Source organism: Waddliaceae bacterium (assembly GCA_018694295.1).
In the GTDB taxonomy this organism is placed as follows: domain Bacteria; phylum Chlamydiota; class Chlamydiia; order Chlamydiales; family JABHNK01; genus JABHNK01.
In genome coordinates this window covers 1-16,196 of record JABHNK010000029.1, presented here as the reverse complement: position 1 = coordinate 16,196, position 16,196 = coordinate 1, and the positions used below count along the sequence as shown (strand labels likewise).

Here is a 16,196-nt window from a genome sequence, read left to right as displayed (position 1 = left end):
AAATATTGTTCAGGTTCAGTATGACTTTACTTTTTGATATTGTTGCTATTTTCATCGCCCTTATTTTTTTTGTTGGCGTTGGTGTCGTGCTATACGTATTTCGTTGTCGCCGTGAAAACCATCATATCGCATATTCTAGTCTCGACGTTCTTACCAACATTCCAAGCAGTGTTAAAGAACGGCTTATATTCATCCCTAGGCTTTGTTATTTTGTCGCCTTGGCGTTTTTTGTCATTGCCTTCATCGATCCACATCTTGTCGGTAATGGTTCTAATGATATTGTCGACGGCTTCGACGACGAGCGTTATGATATAGAGCCGCTTCCCACCGAAGGCATTGCTTTATATCTTGTCCTTGACTGCTCGAGTTCCATGCTAGAAAAGCTTTCTAGCTCCAATGGCAACATCTCTCGTATCGCTGCGCTAAAAGACACTACAAAGAAGTTTATCGCCGGAGACAGGGCTTCTGGCCTTCCTGGCCATGGCAATGATATGATAGGGATAATACGCTTCGCACGCGTTGCTACCGTCGTAGCACCTCTTACTCTCGACCATGGTGCCATCCTTGATAATCTCGATGATCTTGATGTCGTACAATACCGCGACGAAGACGGCACTGCCATAGGCTATGCTATCTTCAAGACGGCGAACCTTATTGCTGCTACCAAGCATTTCTCTCGAGACCTTATCGGTGACGACTCCCCTTCTTACGACATAAAAAACACCGTCATCGTCGTCGTCACTGACGGCATTCAGCATCCCAGCCCTCTCGATGCTGGGCATCCTCTTCGTGAGATGTCTTTATCTGCTGCTGCGCAGTATGCTGGTGACAATGACATAAAGACCTATATCATCGACATAGAGCCAATAATCCGCCATCCTCGTTATTCTTTACAGCGCAAAGCGTTGCATGATGCCGCTGAAGCTACTGGCGGCAAGCTTTTCATCGCCGATAACATTGAGAGCCTCCAGAATATATATTCTGAGATCGACGCCCTTGAAACGTCAGAGCTTCCCGGCGGAGAAGATACCGTCATCGCCATCCATGAAGACGTCGTCGTTAAAGACGAGGCCCCACGCCGCCACAAATCATATTATCATGGTCTTATTGGCGCTGGTCTTGTGATGTTATTGTTCGCTGTGTTTTCGGAGGCTTTATTCTTCAGGAGGACACTATGATGTTTTTCGATGCTATCGTCTACGGCGTCCCTAAAGGATCGTATTTTATGCTGCTTTTGGCTCCCATCGCTGCTGTTATCGTATATGAATATTATTGCAGAGAGCGAGATCTAAAAGCTTTTGCCGACAAGGATTCTCTAAAAAAGATCGCGGTCCTTCCTGAGCGAAGGCTTCGACTGTTTCGTGCTATAGCGCTGTGTGTCGTATGGGTTTCTGCTGTGCTGGCTTTTATGGACCCTCGTGGAAATATCCAATATCTCAACGCCGATGATGACGATGTCAATATTATTGCAGAGGCCTCCTTCGAGGATGTTGACGATGATGTAAGCGTTACCATATCGCGTCGTCGCAAAGCCCACGATGTTATCTTCTTATTAGATGCGTCGGCGTCTATGTCTGTTGCTGATATGAGAACAGGAACATCGCGTCTTGACTATGCAAAAGATATCATCGACGAATGCTGCACGATGTTACGTGGGCAGTCAGTATCGCTTTATGCTTTCACCTCGGAAGTCACCACGTTAGTGCCTCCTACGGTGGACACGCTTTTCTTCAGGCTTATGCTCAAAAAGGCTTCTATCAACGAAGGCGACGTCGCCGGCACTGACATCTTGGAAGCTCTCGACACCGTAAAAGAAAAGCACCTACAGCGTGGTGTCGATAAGGCGCGCACTCTAATTATCGTCACCGATGGTGGCGACACTCGTCTAGAAGGTTTATCCGGCAGCGCCAGAAAAACTGAGATGCTGGCAATAACGCAGTGTCTCCGTGGTGCCGAGGATTTGAATCTTAGAACTTTCTGCATAGGCGTCGGAAGCCATAGCGGTGATATCATCCCTGACATCACTCTCGACGGCAACACTGTACGCTCCTCTCTCGACGAAGGTCTTCTTCGTGCTCTCAGCGATGAAGGCCGTGGTCGCTACTATTTCGCCAATGATGCTTCACCGCTTATCATCGCAGAAGACATTATTGGTACAATAGAAAACGATAGCCCTTACATCGAAGAAGAGTCTTCCTATGCCGTCACCAATGCTGTCATGCGGTCTGTAGAAAAGAATGCTGAAATATACTATGACCTATATTACCAGACACCTCTAGCTTTTGCTATAGTGGCATTGACATACTATCTCTTTGCAACAGCGATACACAGAAAAAGGAGGGTGTTATGAAAAACAAAGTTTTTGTCATAATATTTTTCTTTGCCTTTTCTTCCGCGTTATACTCCCATGGCAGCGACGACATCATCAAAGAGGCTGAGGCGTTGTATCATGTAGGGCAGCCGTTTCGTGCTATAGAAGAGTATAATCGTGCTCTCGACAATAATTTATCTCCTATAGAGCGCAGCGTCGTTATCACCAACATCGCAGAGATCTTCGTCGCCGAAAAACATTGGGAAGATGCCCTTTCATATTGCTCGCGCGCGCTAGACATCGTCGATATCCCTCCGCATGTTTCAGCATATACTCTATACACCAAAGCTTCTGCTCTTCTAGGGTATGCACAAAGCCTCTCCGACGAAGACATCTCTCGAGCTATAGCGCTTGCCACAGAAGGCGTTGCCACAATAGCAGAGGCACAAAAGAAATACATTATCGCCGCCGAGCTCTACGGCGAAGACTCTGCAGTGTCTCCTAAAAATTTCGAAGACACGAAAAATCTCCTACAAAATCTATTATCGAAATTATCGCAGCAGAATTATGAACAATGGCTGTCGTCTTTGTCTTTCGAAGAGGGCTGCAACACCATAGCAGAACATCTCGAGAGTCTAATAAAAGAAACTATAACGCTTGACAACGCCGACGCCAACAAAACCACAAAAAAACACCATCTCGAAGGCCTTGGTAAAGAAACATTGCCGTGGAGAAAAGTTTGGGATGCTCTTGATGATAAAATACCCGCCGATGAAGAGGCTTCTTTTCGTGAAGCTCAACATCATTACTCTTCGGCGCTAGACCTTTTTGATATCGACACTATAGGAGAAAGCACCGAAGAGCTTATTGCCGCTTACGACCTTCTTAAGAAACAGCAAGAAAATAACAGCGATGCTGACAATAGTGATGAAAATCAGGATAATGATAATGGCAATGATAATCTCGACGATCTCGTTGATAATGATGGTGGCGATGAACAAGACGCTGAAAACATAAGCCCTGCTGAAGAAAACAGTTTCAACGACGTCATGTTTCTTTTGAAGCAAATGGACCAAGAAGACACTATCCATGAAACCAATAAAAAGCCGATAAAACAAGGACAGCACCCATGGTAATGCTACGAAGACCTCTGGCATTTCTTTTGCCGTTGTATATATTTTTCTTTTTTTCCGTATATGCCGACGTCACTGTTACAGTACGTATTAATGACGAATCCTCTACGGTAGACAGGCCTATCGAAGGGATGATAAATATCTCTCACGACGGCGAAGAAGAAATTGATATCGGCACCTTCTTCCTCGAAGGCAAGCCTCTTACTGTCGAATTCCTCAATGACTCGTATCAATCTTCTGTCTCTATCATCAATGGCAAGCGCAGCGAGTCGAATACAACGAATTCAAGATACCGTTTTTTCATTCCGCCGCAGGATATCGGCGCTCATACTCTTATGCCGATATCTGTCGTCATCGGCGGTGAAAAACACCGATCTTCGGCGATAAGTTATGTCATTGCCGACGTTGCCAGCGACGAATCTTTCCGCTTACAAGCATCGCTCGAAGGCCCTGAGCGTCTATATCCTGGACAGAGCGCTACTTTCGTCTATAGGATCTTCTCTAAAGACCCCGTAGAGATCACTTATGAGTACCTTCCCTTTCTCGACGCCGAAGGCTTCCGCAATACAGGGGCTCATCGCATCAGGGCATACTCCAACGGAGGATACAACGTCAAAGAGATCCTCCAAGACGTCGAAGCAACAAAACCCGGAGAGCATGCCTTCGAACCTTCTGTTATAGAAGGAAAGTCATACCGGCAGGATTTCTTTGGCAGGAAGACATACCTCGGCGCCCCTCTTCGTGCCGCTACGCCGGCCATGACGATAACGGTGGCAGACTTCCCAGAAAAAGGGCGCCCGCCGTCATTCTCTGGTGCTATCGGCGAATATACAGCGACGATAACGATGGTTACTCCCGAGGAAGTTCACGTCGGCGACAAGATCGTCGTTGAGGTGTCGTTCGTCGGTGACGGCCCTCTTTCGACGGTACAGTTTCCTGAAATACGGCAGCTTCCGGAATTCCAGAGAGCTTTCCGTATCAGCGACCTCCCTCCTGACATAAAAACCGAAGGCAACAAAAAAACCTTCAAGATAGAGCTACGTCCTTTATCTTCCGACGTTTCCTTTATCCCTTCTATTGAAATTTCGTCGTTCTCTCCGACAAAAGAACGTTATATCACACAAACTCTCGGGCTTCTTCCTATAACGGTGCTTCCTATATCTATATCTTCCGACATCGCTACAGCGATCATCGACGATGATGACGACATCTACACTCCAGGACTTATCGTCCTTGCCGGCAATGAAATTCTTTCTGACAAACAGCTATCGTCATCGCCATTCGAAAATAATAGCATCCTATGGCTTGCTCCTTTTGCTTTTATCGTGATAATTTTTCAGGCTGTTATGCGGAATATTATGAAGAAGAAAAAAAGTCAAGGCATCGGCAGTACAGAGCTTTTTTATCATGCCCTCGCCGTAAAAAACGAGGAGCAGAAGTTCTTCGCTGCTCTGGAGAAAGCTTTTATTCTACGCCTCCAAGAACAAGGACATCATATCGATGGCGGAACATTTTCCCATCTTCCTCGCGAAGGGCGCTGTGGTGCAGTGCGTCTTTTCTTCGAGGGGATCGACGAGCGTCGTTTCCTAAAAAAAGAAGGTGTTGATATCAACGACGTAATAAAACAGGCACGCCATATATTCTTTGAGGACTCCATATGAAAAAAATCTTTTTGCTAATAATATCTGCGATGCTAATACATTCTTTCGTCGATGCTTCTGACGACATCCTTGCTACAGCATACGAAAGCTATACTGCCGGCGAGCGCGCCGAAACCTTTGCTGACCGTTCTGCTGCTTTCAACGAAGCTCTTCTTCTATACTCCGAAGCAGAAAAAAAATATCCGTCATATGGAAAGCTATATTACAACATTGGCAACTGCTATTTTCATCTTGGCGAATACCCACACGCTATCGTCTATTATAACAAAGCCTTAAAACTTCTTCCTCGCGAGAAAAAGATACGGCATCATCTTGCTTTATCGCTGAAAAAAGCTGGCGTCGCCCCCGAAAATCCGCGATATATTACTACTACGCTATTATTCTTCCATAAAGTCTTTTCTTTCAAAGAAAGGTCTGTGCTTTTCACAATCTTCACCGTTGCCGCTACGGCATTGTGGTCTTTATTCTTATGGCAGCGACGGCGACGAATAAAACTTATAGCTCTATGGTTTACGGCTCTAGCCGCCATATTATTCTTAAGCGCAATGACAAGCATCACCACTGCACACTCACGAGGTATCGTTATAGATCCTACAGTGCTGCGCTGTGACGCCGGAGACCACTACAAAAGCGTCACTGCTAAGCCTCTCCTTGCCGGCATCACCGTCAAGATCCTCGACGCCACTGACAAAGCTCCGTGGATAAAAATTGCGACGCCTTCGGGCGATATAGGGTATATATCTATAGAGTTAGTAGAAATAATGTAGCTTTAATATCATCGTTTACGCTACATATGATGGTAACACAAAACACATTCTCCATAGTATGAACGAAAAAGCATATAATAACGAATCTAATGTCAAAAGCCTTGAGGATCCACGGAATACTCATGGTGCTTCTTTTCGTTCTATCATAGATCATTACGATGATGTCTCCTTTAAAATATCAAGCCTAGAAAAAAAAATCTGCGAAGTAAAAACTATTATGAACGAAAAATTGAATAGGCTGCGATAAAAAGCATACGATAAAAAGTAAAACAATCTGTGAGGTTATGTTCTATGGAAATGGAACGTCGGGCGCTATACAATCTATTACTAATGAATTACTTTCGCGACGATACTCTCGACGTCGAAAAGTGGCAGGTCGAAGACTATAGAGCTCTCGACACCGAAGAGATATTATTACGTCTCGACAATCTTGATATCGCCCTAGAGATTGATAATTTCCTTGTACTCTCAAATAAATATGACACCCCCGAAGACCTCGCTGATATTTTTATCGACACCACGGAAGAGATCGTCATACAAGATCAGATATATCTTCTTGTCTTCGAGTTATGGCGTCGTTTCATCCCCGAGAAGCTTTCGTTTTCTGTCTTCTGCGACGAGCTTGACCACAGCATCAACAGCTACGACCGCGGAGATGTAGAAAACACCGAACATCTCGAAGACCTCATCGCGAACCTACAGATCATCCTTGACGAGAACATCGACGAAGGTGGGAAACCTTCCGAGATCTTCACCGCTCTCACCGCCAACTGCGCCAATGACATCGAAAGCTTTCTTTACGACTTCATCTCCGAAGAGCTTGACAATAACAACACCTCTTATGCTTCTGAGCTTGTCGAGGGCTTCACAGAATACATCTCTGACGCAAAATGGTTCACCTTCCTTCAGGCGCGCCTTGTTGCTCGCTATGATTTCGATGAATCCGCCGAGATAATAAGCTCTCTCTTCGCTAAAACATCGAAGACGTCTTTAAACTTAGAATTCTGCTTCGACGTCTTGTCTTTCCTCGTCCAGGACGGCACCCACAAGCTCTTTGTCCCTATAGCAAAGAAAACATTGTGCCTTCTTAACACCGAAGATGATTTCCGCGAACTCCTTGAGATCTGCATAGAATATTTCAGCTACCTAGACAGCGACGAACACGAACGAGCGATACAGACGATCCTCGACCAGCGCCTTGGTGATATCGCCGCAGCGTTCGACCAAGAAGACCCTGCAAAACATGCTCTCGTCAACCTTCTAGACTTCCCTCTTTTCTTTTCTCCCGAAGAATCAAAATCATAAAGATAGTATTTTGCTATGGCACAAAATCACGACAACAACAAAATCCTCGTCATCGACAGCGGCGGCACAACGACGCGGATGGCAATATGGGACGGCGAGGAGCTTCACGATATCTCTTCGTTCCCGACAAAAAACTACAAAGACAAAAAGCTTCGTGGGGCTTCTGTCAGCGACGTCCAGAAGGTGTGGATAGCAGACCTCGCCGAAAAGGTCGCCGGATACAGGCAACGCCATAATTTCTCGAAGATAATGTTAGCGATGGCGGGCCCCGTCACTGATGATGGCACGATAATATATTCTCACAACATCTGGGGCGACGAAGACTGTGAGCTGCCAACGTCGACGCTTTCCGAAACGTGGAAGTGTGACGTCACCGTCATCAACGATATGACTGCCGCAGCAGCACGCTACGGCAAAGACCCACGATTTTCTTCGCATCACAAAATAATGTCTATGACGATAAGTAGTGGCATCGGCGCTAAGGTCTACGACACAAAACATAAAGAAATATCCCTCGAGGCAGCAGAAAGTTTCGAAGAGATAGGACTGCTAACGTTCACCACCGAAAAAGTTTTCTTCGACGATAAACCGCTGTCGGGCGTACTGGAAAGGTACTGCTCTGGCAACGGCATCGTCAAACTCGCCGAAGCTATGGCTGAAGATGAAAAATACAGAGAACTTTTTATACTTTCCGCCCTTAACAAAAACATAACGACCAAGAAAGCAGAAACTTTTCCTCAGAAGCTGCTGCAATACGTCGACGATGAAGATGCTTTCGCTATAGCTGTCATCAAAACCTCTATACATATCCTCGCCAAGACCCTCAAAAATATCATCGTCGCCAACGACCCCGACGTCATCGTCTTAATGGGTGGTCTCGCAATCAATGGCGGAGAACGGTACCGATCGCTTTTCGTCGAAGAGATTAAAAATGTAGGGATAGACAAGCTTGTAGCCTTGGGCTACGACGACGGCTACGACGGTATCATCGGCGCAGGGGTCCTTTCGTCAAAAACATAGGAGAATTATTATGACAATATGGGCACTATCAGATCTGCACCTTGCCTTCGAAGACGCCGACAAAAAGATGGACGTCTTCGGTGGCCCCTGGGAAAACTATACCGACAAAATCCAGGAACGGTGGCGTAAGAACATCGGCAATGACGACCTCGTCCTCATCGCCGGAGACATCTCCTGGGCGATGACCCTCGATGCTGCCGCCGCCGACCTTTCGTGGGTCGGTGGACTTCCCGGCACGAAAGTCATCGTCCGCGGAAACCACGACTACTGGTGGTCTTCTATGAAGAAGATGAAAGCAGTGTTGCCGAAATCGATACATCCTATACAAAACAATGCTTTCGACTGGGGTGATGTCTCAATAACAGGAACGCGGCTGTGGGACACTACGGAGTTTTCTTTCAACGACTGTATTTCCTTCGTCGAGACTGAGGGCATAAACATCGGAACGTCTCCTTCCGACAAAGAACAGCAAGAAAAGATCTTTTCCCGTGAGCTTCACCGCCTAGAGCTTGGCCTTAAAGCTATGAACCCTGCGGCGAAGCAGCGTATCGTAATAACACACTTCCCCCCTATCGGCCCTGATCTTCAAGATTCTTCCGTTTCGCGTCTTCTCGAGAAATACAACGTCGACATATGCATCTTCGGGCACCTCCATAATGTCTCTACTGAAAAGCCCTTATTCGGCACGAAAAACGAGATACAATATATCTTCACCTCGTGCGACCACCTAGATTTCACTCCAACAAAAGTTGTATAACGCATAAGATAAGCTTTTTATTGATAATTGATCATTGATCATTGATCATTGATTTGCTACACTGAAAAAATATTTTTAGTATCATTACGGTGTAGATTATGAGGTCGATATTATTTTTGTTGGGTTTTATATGTCTTTTCTTTGTCGGATGTTCTTCTGGCGAAGATAAAGAAATGGAGAACAAAACTTTCAGGATCGCCCGCGACCCCTCGTGGGGCAACCTTCCTCTTATGGGCAAGAATGCACACCTCCGTGCTTTTTCCGACGACCTTCTCCGTGCTATCGCCAAAGAAGAAAACATCGTTTTTAAGCTATCGCAGGCTTCGACAGAGCAGCTTTTCTACGGCCTTGAGAAGGACTCGTATGATGGTGTTCTTTCACCTCGCCATCCTCGCGCCTCACAAAAAGCTCTATACCATTTTTCCGAACATTATTTTTCTTTGGGACCCGTCATCATCGTCCACGAAGACTCAGACATATCATCGCTTGACGATCTCTCCGGAAAAAAGCTCGGCATCCTCAATGGTTCTGAGAACATATATCTCCTAAAAAAGCACCCTGAAATTTTTATAGAGTCCTACGAAAATAATATCATAGCACTCGACAAGCTCGTCAACAATGAAGTCGACGCCGTAATCATGGGTATCGTCTCGGGGCGTTCTTATTGCAAGAATGCGTATGCAAAAATTCTAAAGGTCGCTTCGTCGCCATTGACCAACGACGCCCTAAGGCTTGTAACGCCAAAAGACGCCGAAGGGAAAATCCTTTCGGAACATTTCAATAGCGGACTAGAAACCGTCATAGATGATGGCACCTTAGATTTCCTTATAAACAAATGGGGCTTTCAAAACTCATGAAAAAAGAACCTATCGTGCTATATATCTTCCGCTTCGTAATAAGTTTAGGGCTTCTTGCTTTTATGGCGATGCTGTATTGGTCTTCGTCATTGCTTGAGAGCGACGTCAAGAAACTCCGCAATGACATCAGCCAGCTTAAAGATGAAATAGTTTCTACGCGTCTCGAAACCGAGGACATCAAAGAAGACGTCCTCCGTATAATTCTCAAAAATCAAAGCCTCATTAATGAAGTCTCTTACGACACCTCAGAAGGCTATGATCTCGATTATAAAAGCTCTTATGTCGACGACACCATTCCTAACATCCTCAACGAAGACGTTTTTTATTCTACTACACTACCAGAGATCCTCGGCGAAGATTTTGTTCCTAGCGGAACACGCCACAATGCTATGGTCGGCAAGCCCGACAACCTCCACCCTTTCAGCAACTTCTCAACGATTGCTGGCTTCATCAGCCTATGTTCTATCTCCGTCGCAGACCTCGAGTTCGGAAAATACGAGACCCTCTCACCCAATATGGCCTATAAAATCGAGGAACGTATAGATGCCGACACTGGCATCCCTGAATTTTGGGTACACCTACGTCATGACGTATACTGGGAGCCTCTCCAGCAAGAGCATTTCCCCGAAGACGTTGTCCTTGCCGAACATTTTCTCAAGAAACATAACGTCACTGCCTATGATTTTAAGTTCTTCTTCGACGCCATGATGAACCCACACCTTACTATAGGTGGCGCTTCTGCTAAAAGAACCTTCTTCCAAGACCTTGAAGATCTTAAGGTCATAGACGACTACACCTTCGTCGCACGGTGGAAGTCTTCAATCGTTGAAGACGCCGCTACTGGCGAAAAAGTTTCCAAGATAAAATATATTGCTAGGAGTCTTACCGGCGGTCTTCAGCCATTACCACGTTTTGTTTATCAATATTTCTCCGACGGAACGAAGATCGTCGAAGATGACAGCGCCCTTGACACCTATCGTATCGACTCGGTATGGGCCAATAATTTCGCAGAACACTGGGCGAAGAATATCATAGTAAGCTGTGGTCCTTGGATTTTTGACGGTATGACCGACAATATGATACGCTTCGTACGCAACCGCGACTATCACAATCGCTATGCTGCTCTATCCGAAGCTTTAGAGGTCAACTTCAAAGAGTCTCCCAATGCCATATGGCAAGAATTTAAAGTCGGAAACATCGACACCTATGAACTCAGTCCAGAACAGCTTGTCGAGCTAAAAAACTTCCTCAACGACGACGACTATCTTTTGCAGGCTTCCAACAACAATGGCATAGGACGCCTCGACTACCTCTATCGTGCATACAACTATGTAGGATGGAACCATGCGACGCCATTTTTCTCTAGCAAGAAGGTACGTCAAGCTATGGCATATGCCATCGACCGCAGACGCATTATCAAGCAAAACCTCAATGATATGGGCATTGAAATAACAGGGTCTTTCTTCTATAATTCTCCATCGTACGACACATCGATACCGCCGTGGCCTTTCGACCCTTACGAAGCCCGGCGTCTCCTCGAAGAAGATGGGTGGTACGATTCCAACGAAGACGGCATCCGCGACAAGATCATCGACGGTAAGAGCGTTCCTTTTTCTTTCTCCCTAACATATTATGTCAAGAACCCTACCACTAAATCCAACTGCGAATACATTGCTACCGCCCTTAAGGAAATCGGCGTAGACTGCCGTCTCAACGGTGTAGACATCAATGATCTCTCTGCTGACTTCGAGGCCAAATCCTTCGATGCCATATACTTCGGATGGCAACTTGGCACTCCCCCCGAAAAACCTCGACAGCTGTGGCACTCTTCCGGCGCCAAAGAAAAAGGCTCTTCTAACGCTATCGGTTTTGTCAATGCCGAAGCCGACAGCATCATCGAAGCTTTAGAATACGAATACGATGGCGAGCGTCGCCTATCTTTATATCACCGTTTTCACAAAATCCTCCACGACGAAGCACCATACATCTTCTTATATACTCCTAAGAGAGCGCTGCTGTATCGAGAATATGTTCAGAATGTCTTCATCCCAAAAGAACGCCAAGATATCATCCCTGGCGCGACGACTTCCGAGCCCGACAGTAGTATCTTCTGGATTAAGGAATAGCTACCATGGCAAGCTATATAACAAGAAGACTTTTGCTTCTCCCGCTGACGTTGCTATGCATCATAATAGTAAATTTTGTCATAATAAACCTCGCTCCCGGCGACCCTGTTTCCGTCACAGAGATCTCCGACAGTGGAAACGCCAGCAGAAAAGAAAGCGCTAGCGATGCCTTCGGCAGCGACGAACGATACCTACATTTCCGCGAACATTATGGTCTTACACTACCTATAATTTTCAACCGCTGGTCTTCGACGCCGAAAGAAGATGTGTCGCGTGTCATCGTCCAGCTTATCACCAAGAAAGAAAGCCCCGACGACGCTGAAGAGATGTCTATAAAAGATTTCTCTGCGATACAGACGGCCTTCGGCGATAGGGCGCGTTATGTCATGCCACATCTTCTTGACATCATCGAAGGTGATGGTGACATCGCCACAAAATCTATAGCGTCGCGGTTCTTCGCCCGCGGAGGGTCTCGTCAACCATTTCTCGGCCCTGGCCTTCCTGCAAAGAAAAAAGCCTACAACAAAAAAATCTCCGTCGACAATAACATCTTGAGGAATGCGATGATATCCGCCGCCGACCCTTCTGATGTCATCACCGAAAAAATCTCTACGATGGCGTTGTGGTACGAAGGCAATAAAGAAAGCTATGTCTTCGAACCCGACAACATCTCAAAGGCAAAAATTTTATTTATAGAGACACGTTTTGCACGATATCTCAGCAGGGTCTTGACCCTGGATTTCGGAACGCTTCGTAATGACAATAACAAGAAAGTCATCGGTGAAGTGTCTAAAAGATTTAAATACTCTCTTACCCTTGCTATCCTTCCTATGCTTATAACCTTTGTCCTGTGCCAGGTTTTCGGATGCTATATGTCTATAAGACAAAATCGTTGGCAGGACATCACCCTAAACGTCATGTTCCTGCTGTTATACGCCACTCCTATCTTCGTCGTCGCGCCTTTCCTCATCGAAAAGGTTGCCCTTAACAACACCTTTTTCTTCTCCGACATCGCCATCCCCATCAGCGGCTTCAACAGTTCCGACAGCATATACAACACCTTCACATCTTCCGAAAGGTTTTTTGATATATTACAGCATATCTGCCTACCACTGCTGGCAGTGCTATACGGTACGCTCGCTGTACAGTCGCGGCTATCGCGTACTGCCGTTCTTGAAGTATTACGTCAAGATTATGTACGCACTGCCCATGCCAAAGGCCTAAGCCCTCTACATGTTCTTATCTTCCACGTAGGGCGCAATGCCGCCATCACCATCGTGACGTCGGTAGCGGGGTCTCTTGGTATCGTCCTTGGCGGTTCACTGATAATAGAAACGATCTTCGGCATCGACGGCTTCGGAAGGTTTTTCTATGAGGCCGTGATAAACCGCGACTATAACGTCATCATGTTCTCGGCGCTTATGAGTTCAACGCTGACACTTCTCGGGTACCTTACTGCCGACATAACATATACCCTTCTAGATCCACGGATGTCGCTAGAACAATGATCAATGATCAATGATCAATGAAATATTAAGTCAATAAATTGAGAAAAAGCTAAAGAATGACGGCTCCTTCATTGCAACCAATAGTTTTACATTTAGAAGACGTCGTCTTTTTTCCTGTTCCAATAATTCCAAGACATCTTATGAGAAAGAAGATCCCTTCTAAATACGCTGAAATTGTCTTTAAAACTGAAGGAGTCGCCCAAGATTTTTTTAAGTACGTTAAAGAACACGATATGTTCGGCTCGAAGTATGTTGTTTCAGGTGTTGAATCTAGAGAGGCTTACAAAGATATCCCTTATTATAGTGACTGTTATGTCATAGCAATATCGCGTAGGAGTGGAAACTCTCTTAGTATAAGGCGTGTTTTAAGAATTTTGGCCGGCAATATTACAGAATAATTTCTTGCATTCTGTGGTGCAATCGTCATATAGTATGATTTTTACCTAAAAACACCTCTTTTAAGGAGTTCTTCTATGCCAAAAGCTTCCGTTAATCCAGAAACATGCATCGGCTGCGGCTTATGCGAAAATCTTTGCCCTGAATGCTTTAAGATCAACGACGACGGCATCGCTGAAGTTATCGAAGCTGGATGTCTTTCTATAGACTTCGACCAGCTCGAAGATACAGCGAACCAATGTCCTGTCAATGCCATCACTGTAGAAGCGTAGTAATACCAATTCTCGATAAAAACTTCACAAATTCATCCTCATCTTTTTGCGTAGAATTTTGCGCTCGATCTTGCTAGCACACAAATGCTTGCGGCGATCTCCGCACTTCTTTCTACACAAAAATCTTGAGTCCAATTTCTGAACTTTTCACCGAGAATTGGTATAAGATCATTGAGCATTGAGTATTACTCGTTTGTCGTTGCTTCTCTTTTAAACATTTCTCTTTGTAGCAGCATCTCTACCGCGCTTCTTTCTTCTTCTTGCGGTATAGTATCAGGTGTTGGCTCGGGAGCTTTTTCTTCGTGGCTGTTTTGTGTTGGCTCGTCGCTGGAAAGCGCAGTATATTCTCTTTTCGGTGCTGTCGTTGCGTAGTTTCTTTTGAACCATTTTGCAAGCTGCATTTGGAACTGTCTTACTCTTTCTCCGACGTTGATACTATCTTTAGAAAATTCGAATGTTGTAGGCACATAGTCGCCATATGCATCAAGATCTTCGATATCGCTTATCGTTTTGTCGACGTCTATACTTATTGATTCCTCTTCATAAGAAGCCGTGTCGTCTGATGTAAGTGAAGGTTCTTCTTCGGCGACAAGATCTTCTATCCATTTCATTGCTTCTTCTGAGATCTCTGAAATCCAATCTCCTGTAACTTCTTTATGGGTCACGAGGAATTCTTCGGCGGATTTTTTAGAGGTTACTAGGAATTCTTCTGAAGTATCCAGCAGATCTTCAGCAGCTTCTTTAGAGGTAACAAGGAGATCTTCGATAACTTCTTCTGAGGTCACGAGATATTCTTCTATAACTTCTTCTGAAGTTTCTAGGAATTCTTCTGAGGTCTCCAGAAGCTCTTCGGCAACCTCTTTAGACGTCGCTAGGATTTCTTCGACAGCTTCTATAGCTTTGTCAGGTGCTCTATCGAAGATATCGCGAGAAATAGCAGCGTAATCGTCTATGCTATCATCCAAGACATCTGTTTGCGGGTATGTTGCAAAATCTTCATCTTCTTCTCTTAAGAATTCTATCGCTATATCGAACCAATCTTCAGCTTTGTCTTTTAGTTCTTCTACGACTTCTTCCGAGGTCTCCAGCAGATCTTCGGCAGCTTCTTTAGAGGTCACGAGGAATTCTTCTACGGATTCTATAGCTCTGTCAGGTCCGTTATCGAAGATATCGCGAGAAATAGCAGCGTAATCATCTATGCTTTCGTCCAAGACGTCTATTGGTGGATATGTCGCAAAATCTTCATCTTCTTCTCTTAAGAACTCTACTGTTGTATCGAGCCAATCTTCAGCCTTGTCTTTTAGTTCTTCTACTACTTCTTCCGATGTTGCCAGCAGATCTTCGGCAACTTCTTCCGAGATCTCTAGGAATTCTTCGGGAGCTCCTTTATATGTCACGAGGAATTCTTCGATAACTTCTTCTGAGGTTTCTAGCAGATCTTCGGCAACTTCTTTAGATGTCACTAGGAGTTCTTCTATAACTTCTTCTGAGGTCACTAGGTATTCTTCGATAACTTCTTCCGATGTTTCTAGCAGATCTTCGGCAACTTCTTCCGAAGTCACTAGGAGCTCTTCTATAACTTCTTCTGAGGTCACGAGGAATTCTTCTATAAATTCTTCCGAGGCCTCCAGCATTTCTTCGGAAACTTCTTTAGAGGTCACGAGGAATTCTTCGACAGCTTCTATAGCTTTGGCAGGTCCTCTGTCGATGATATCGCGAGAAATAGCAGCGTAATCATCTATGCTATCATCCAAGACGTCTATTTGCGGGTATGTCGCAAAATCTTCATCTTCTTCTCTTAAGAATTCCGCCACTGTATCGAGCCAATCTTCGGCAACTTCTATTGTTTTGTCTGTTCCTCTGTCGATGATACCGCGAGAAATAGCAGCGTAATCGTCTATGCTATCATCCAAGACGTCCATTTGCGGGTATGTTGCAAAATCTTCATCTTCTTCTCTTAAGAACTCTATTGCTATATCAAACCAATCTTCGGCAACTTTTATTGTTTTGTCTGTTCCTCTGTCGATGATATCGCGAGAAATAGCAGCGTAATCATCTATGCTATCATCCAAGACGTCTATTT

At 45.2% G+C, this 16,196-nt stretch carries 15 protein-coding genes; 14 read left to right on the top strand and 1 reads right to left on the bottom strand.

Going from position 1 to position 16,196, the window contains the following annotated elements:
• Window positions 1-20 precede the first annotated feature (20 nt).
• The 14 genes from HN980_03385 to HN980_03320 all read left to right on the top strand — a co-directional run bounded on the left by HN980_03385 (window position 21) and on the right by HN980_03320 (window position 14,113).
• Window positions 21-1,178: a VWA domain-containing protein gene (locus HN980_03385; GenBank protein ID MBT6928521.1), complete on the top strand. Its 1,158-nt coding sequence runs from the start codon at window positions 21-23 to the stop codon at window positions 1,176-1,178.
• Window positions 1,175-2,350, top strand: a complete 1,176-nt coding sequence (locus HN980_03380; protein MBT6928520.1) for a VWA domain-containing protein — start codon at window positions 1,175-1,177, stop codon at window positions 2,348-2,350. Before HN980_03385 ends, HN980_03380 begins: the two co-directional genes overlap by 4 nt.
• The gene (locus HN980_03375) at window positions 2,347-3,447 is read left to right on the top strand and encodes a hypothetical protein (GenBank protein MBT6928519.1); all 1,101 of its coding nucleotides are present in this window, start codon (window positions 2,347-2,349) and stop codon (window positions 3,445-3,447) included. The genes HN980_03380 and HN980_03375 overlap by 4 nt, the downstream gene beginning before the upstream one ends.
• Window positions 3,441-5,105: a hypothetical protein gene (locus tag HN980_03370; protein ID MBT6928518.1), complete on the top strand. Its 1,665-nt coding sequence runs from the start codon at window positions 3,441-3,443 to the stop codon at window positions 5,103-5,105. Before HN980_03375 ends, HN980_03370 begins: the two co-directional genes overlap by 7 nt.
• Entirely contained in the window at window positions 5,102-5,872 is a 771-nt protein-coding gene (locus HN980_03365) for a tetratricopeptide repeat protein (protein ID MBT6928517.1), read from the top strand. The genes HN980_03370 and HN980_03365 overlap by 4 nt, the downstream gene beginning before the upstream one ends.
• Window positions 5,873-5,930: 58 nt before the next feature.
• Window positions 5,931-6,119: a hypothetical protein gene (locus tag HN980_03360; protein ID MBT6928516.1), complete on the top strand. Its 189-nt coding sequence runs from the start codon at window positions 5,931-5,933 to the stop codon at window positions 6,117-6,119.
• 44 nt (window positions 6,120-6,163) lie between these two features.
• The gene (locus HN980_03355) at window positions 6,164-7,177 is read left to right on the top strand and encodes a hypothetical protein (protein ID MBT6928515.1); all 1,014 of its coding nucleotides are present in this window, start codon (window positions 6,164-6,166) and stop codon (window positions 7,175-7,177) included.
• Window positions 7,178-7,192: 15 nt separating this feature from the next.
• On the top strand, window positions 7,193-8,197 hold the full coding sequence (locus HN980_03350) for an ROK family protein (GenBank protein ID MBT6928514.1): 1,005 nt from the start codon (window positions 7,193-7,195) through the stop codon (window positions 8,195-8,197).
• 10 nt (window positions 8,198-8,207) lie between these two features.
• Window positions 8,208-8,954 (top strand): phosphoesterase, encoded by a 747-nt coding sequence (locus HN980_03345; GenBank protein MBT6928513.1) that lies wholly within the window; start codon window positions 8,208-8,210, stop codon window positions 8,952-8,954.
• A gap of 98 nt (window positions 8,955-9,052) precedes the next feature.
• On the top strand, window positions 9,053-9,811 hold the full coding sequence (locus HN980_03340; protein MBT6928512.1) for a transporter substrate-binding domain-containing protein: 759 nt from the start codon (window positions 9,053-9,055) through the stop codon (window positions 9,809-9,811).
• Window positions 9,808-11,937 carry a permease gene (locus HN980_03335; GenBank protein ID MBT6928511.1) on the top strand — a complete coding sequence of 710 codons (2,130 nt, stop codon included), beginning with the start codon at window positions 9,808-9,810 and terminating at the stop codon, window positions 11,935-11,937. The genes HN980_03340 and HN980_03335 overlap by 4 nt, the downstream gene beginning before the upstream one ends.
• A gap of 5 nt (window positions 11,938-11,942) precedes the next feature.
• Window positions 11,943-13,445, top strand: a complete 1,503-nt coding sequence (locus HN980_03330; GenBank protein ID MBT6928510.1) for an ABC transporter permease — start codon at window positions 11,943-11,945, stop codon at window positions 13,443-13,445.
• Between the two features lie 56 nt (window positions 13,446-13,501).
• Window positions 13,502-13,843 (top strand): hypothetical protein, encoded by a 342-nt coding sequence (locus HN980_03325; protein MBT6928509.1) that lies wholly within the window; start codon window positions 13,502-13,504, stop codon window positions 13,841-13,843.
• 75 nt (window positions 13,844-13,918) lie between these two features.
• Window positions 13,919-14,113, top strand: a complete 195-nt coding sequence (locus HN980_03320) for a ferredoxin (protein ID MBT6928508.1) — start codon at window positions 13,919-13,921, stop codon at window positions 14,111-14,113.
• Between the two features lie 185 nt (window positions 14,114-14,298).
• Here HN980_03320 and HN980_03315 read toward each other — a convergent pair.
• The coding region (locus HN980_03315) for a hypothetical protein (GenBank protein MBT6928507.1) at window positions 14,299-16,196 on the bottom strand (1,898 nt) is incomplete at its 5' end.

Excerpts from the sequence above, each read along its gene's own strand:
- HN980_03340 (MBT6928512.1), top strand. The coding sequence starts at position 9,053 with ATGAGGTCGATATTATTTTTGTTGGGTTTTATATGTCTTTTCTTTGTC.
- HN980_03335 (MBT6928511.1), top strand. The coding sequence starts at position 9,808 with ATGAAAAAAGAACCTATCGTGCTATATATCTTCCGCTTCGTAATAAGT.
- HN980_03345 (MBT6928513.1), top strand. The coding sequence starts at position 8,208 with ATGACAATATGGGCACTATCAGATCTGCACCTTGCCTTCGAAGACGCC.
- HN980_03365 (MBT6928517.1), top strand. The coding sequence starts at position 5,102 with ATGAAAAAAATCTTTTTGCTAATAATATCTGCGATGCTAATACATTCT.
- HN980_03350 (MBT6928514.1), top strand. The coding sequence starts at position 7,193 with ATGGCACAAAATCACGACAACAACAAAATCCTCGTCATCGACAGCGGC.
- HN980_03375 (MBT6928519.1), top strand. The coding sequence starts at position 2,347 with ATGAAAAACAAAGTTTTTGTCATAATATTTTTCTTTGCCTTTTCTTCC.
- HN980_03385 (MBT6928521.1), top strand. The coding sequence starts at position 21 with ATGACTTTACTTTTTGATATTGTTGCTATTTTCATCGCCCTTATTTTT.
- HN980_03370 (MBT6928518.1), top strand. The coding sequence starts at position 3,441 with ATGGTAATGCTACGAAGACCTCTGGCATTTCTTTTGCCGTTGTATATA.
- HN980_03355 (MBT6928515.1), top strand. The coding sequence starts at position 6,164 with ATGGAAATGGAACGTCGGGCGCTATACAATCTATTACTAATGAATTAC.
- HN980_03330 (MBT6928510.1), top strand. The coding sequence starts at position 11,943 with ATGGCAAGCTATATAACAAGAAGACTTTTGCTTCTCCCGCTGACGTTG.
- HN980_03325 (MBT6928509.1), top strand. The coding sequence starts at position 13,502 with ATGACGGCTCCTTCATTGCAACCAATAGTTTTACATTTAGAAGACGTC.
- HN980_03320 (MBT6928508.1), top strand. The coding sequence starts at position 13,919 with ATGCCAAAAGCTTCCGTTAATCCAGAAACATGCATCGGCTGCGGCTTA.
- HN980_03380 (MBT6928520.1), top strand. The coding sequence starts at position 1,175 with ATGATGTTTTTCGATGCTATCGTCTACGGCGTCCCTAAAGGATCGTAT.
- HN980_03360 (MBT6928516.1), top strand. The coding sequence starts at position 5,931 with ATGAACGAAAAAGCATATAATAACGAATCTAATGTCAAAAGCCTTGAG.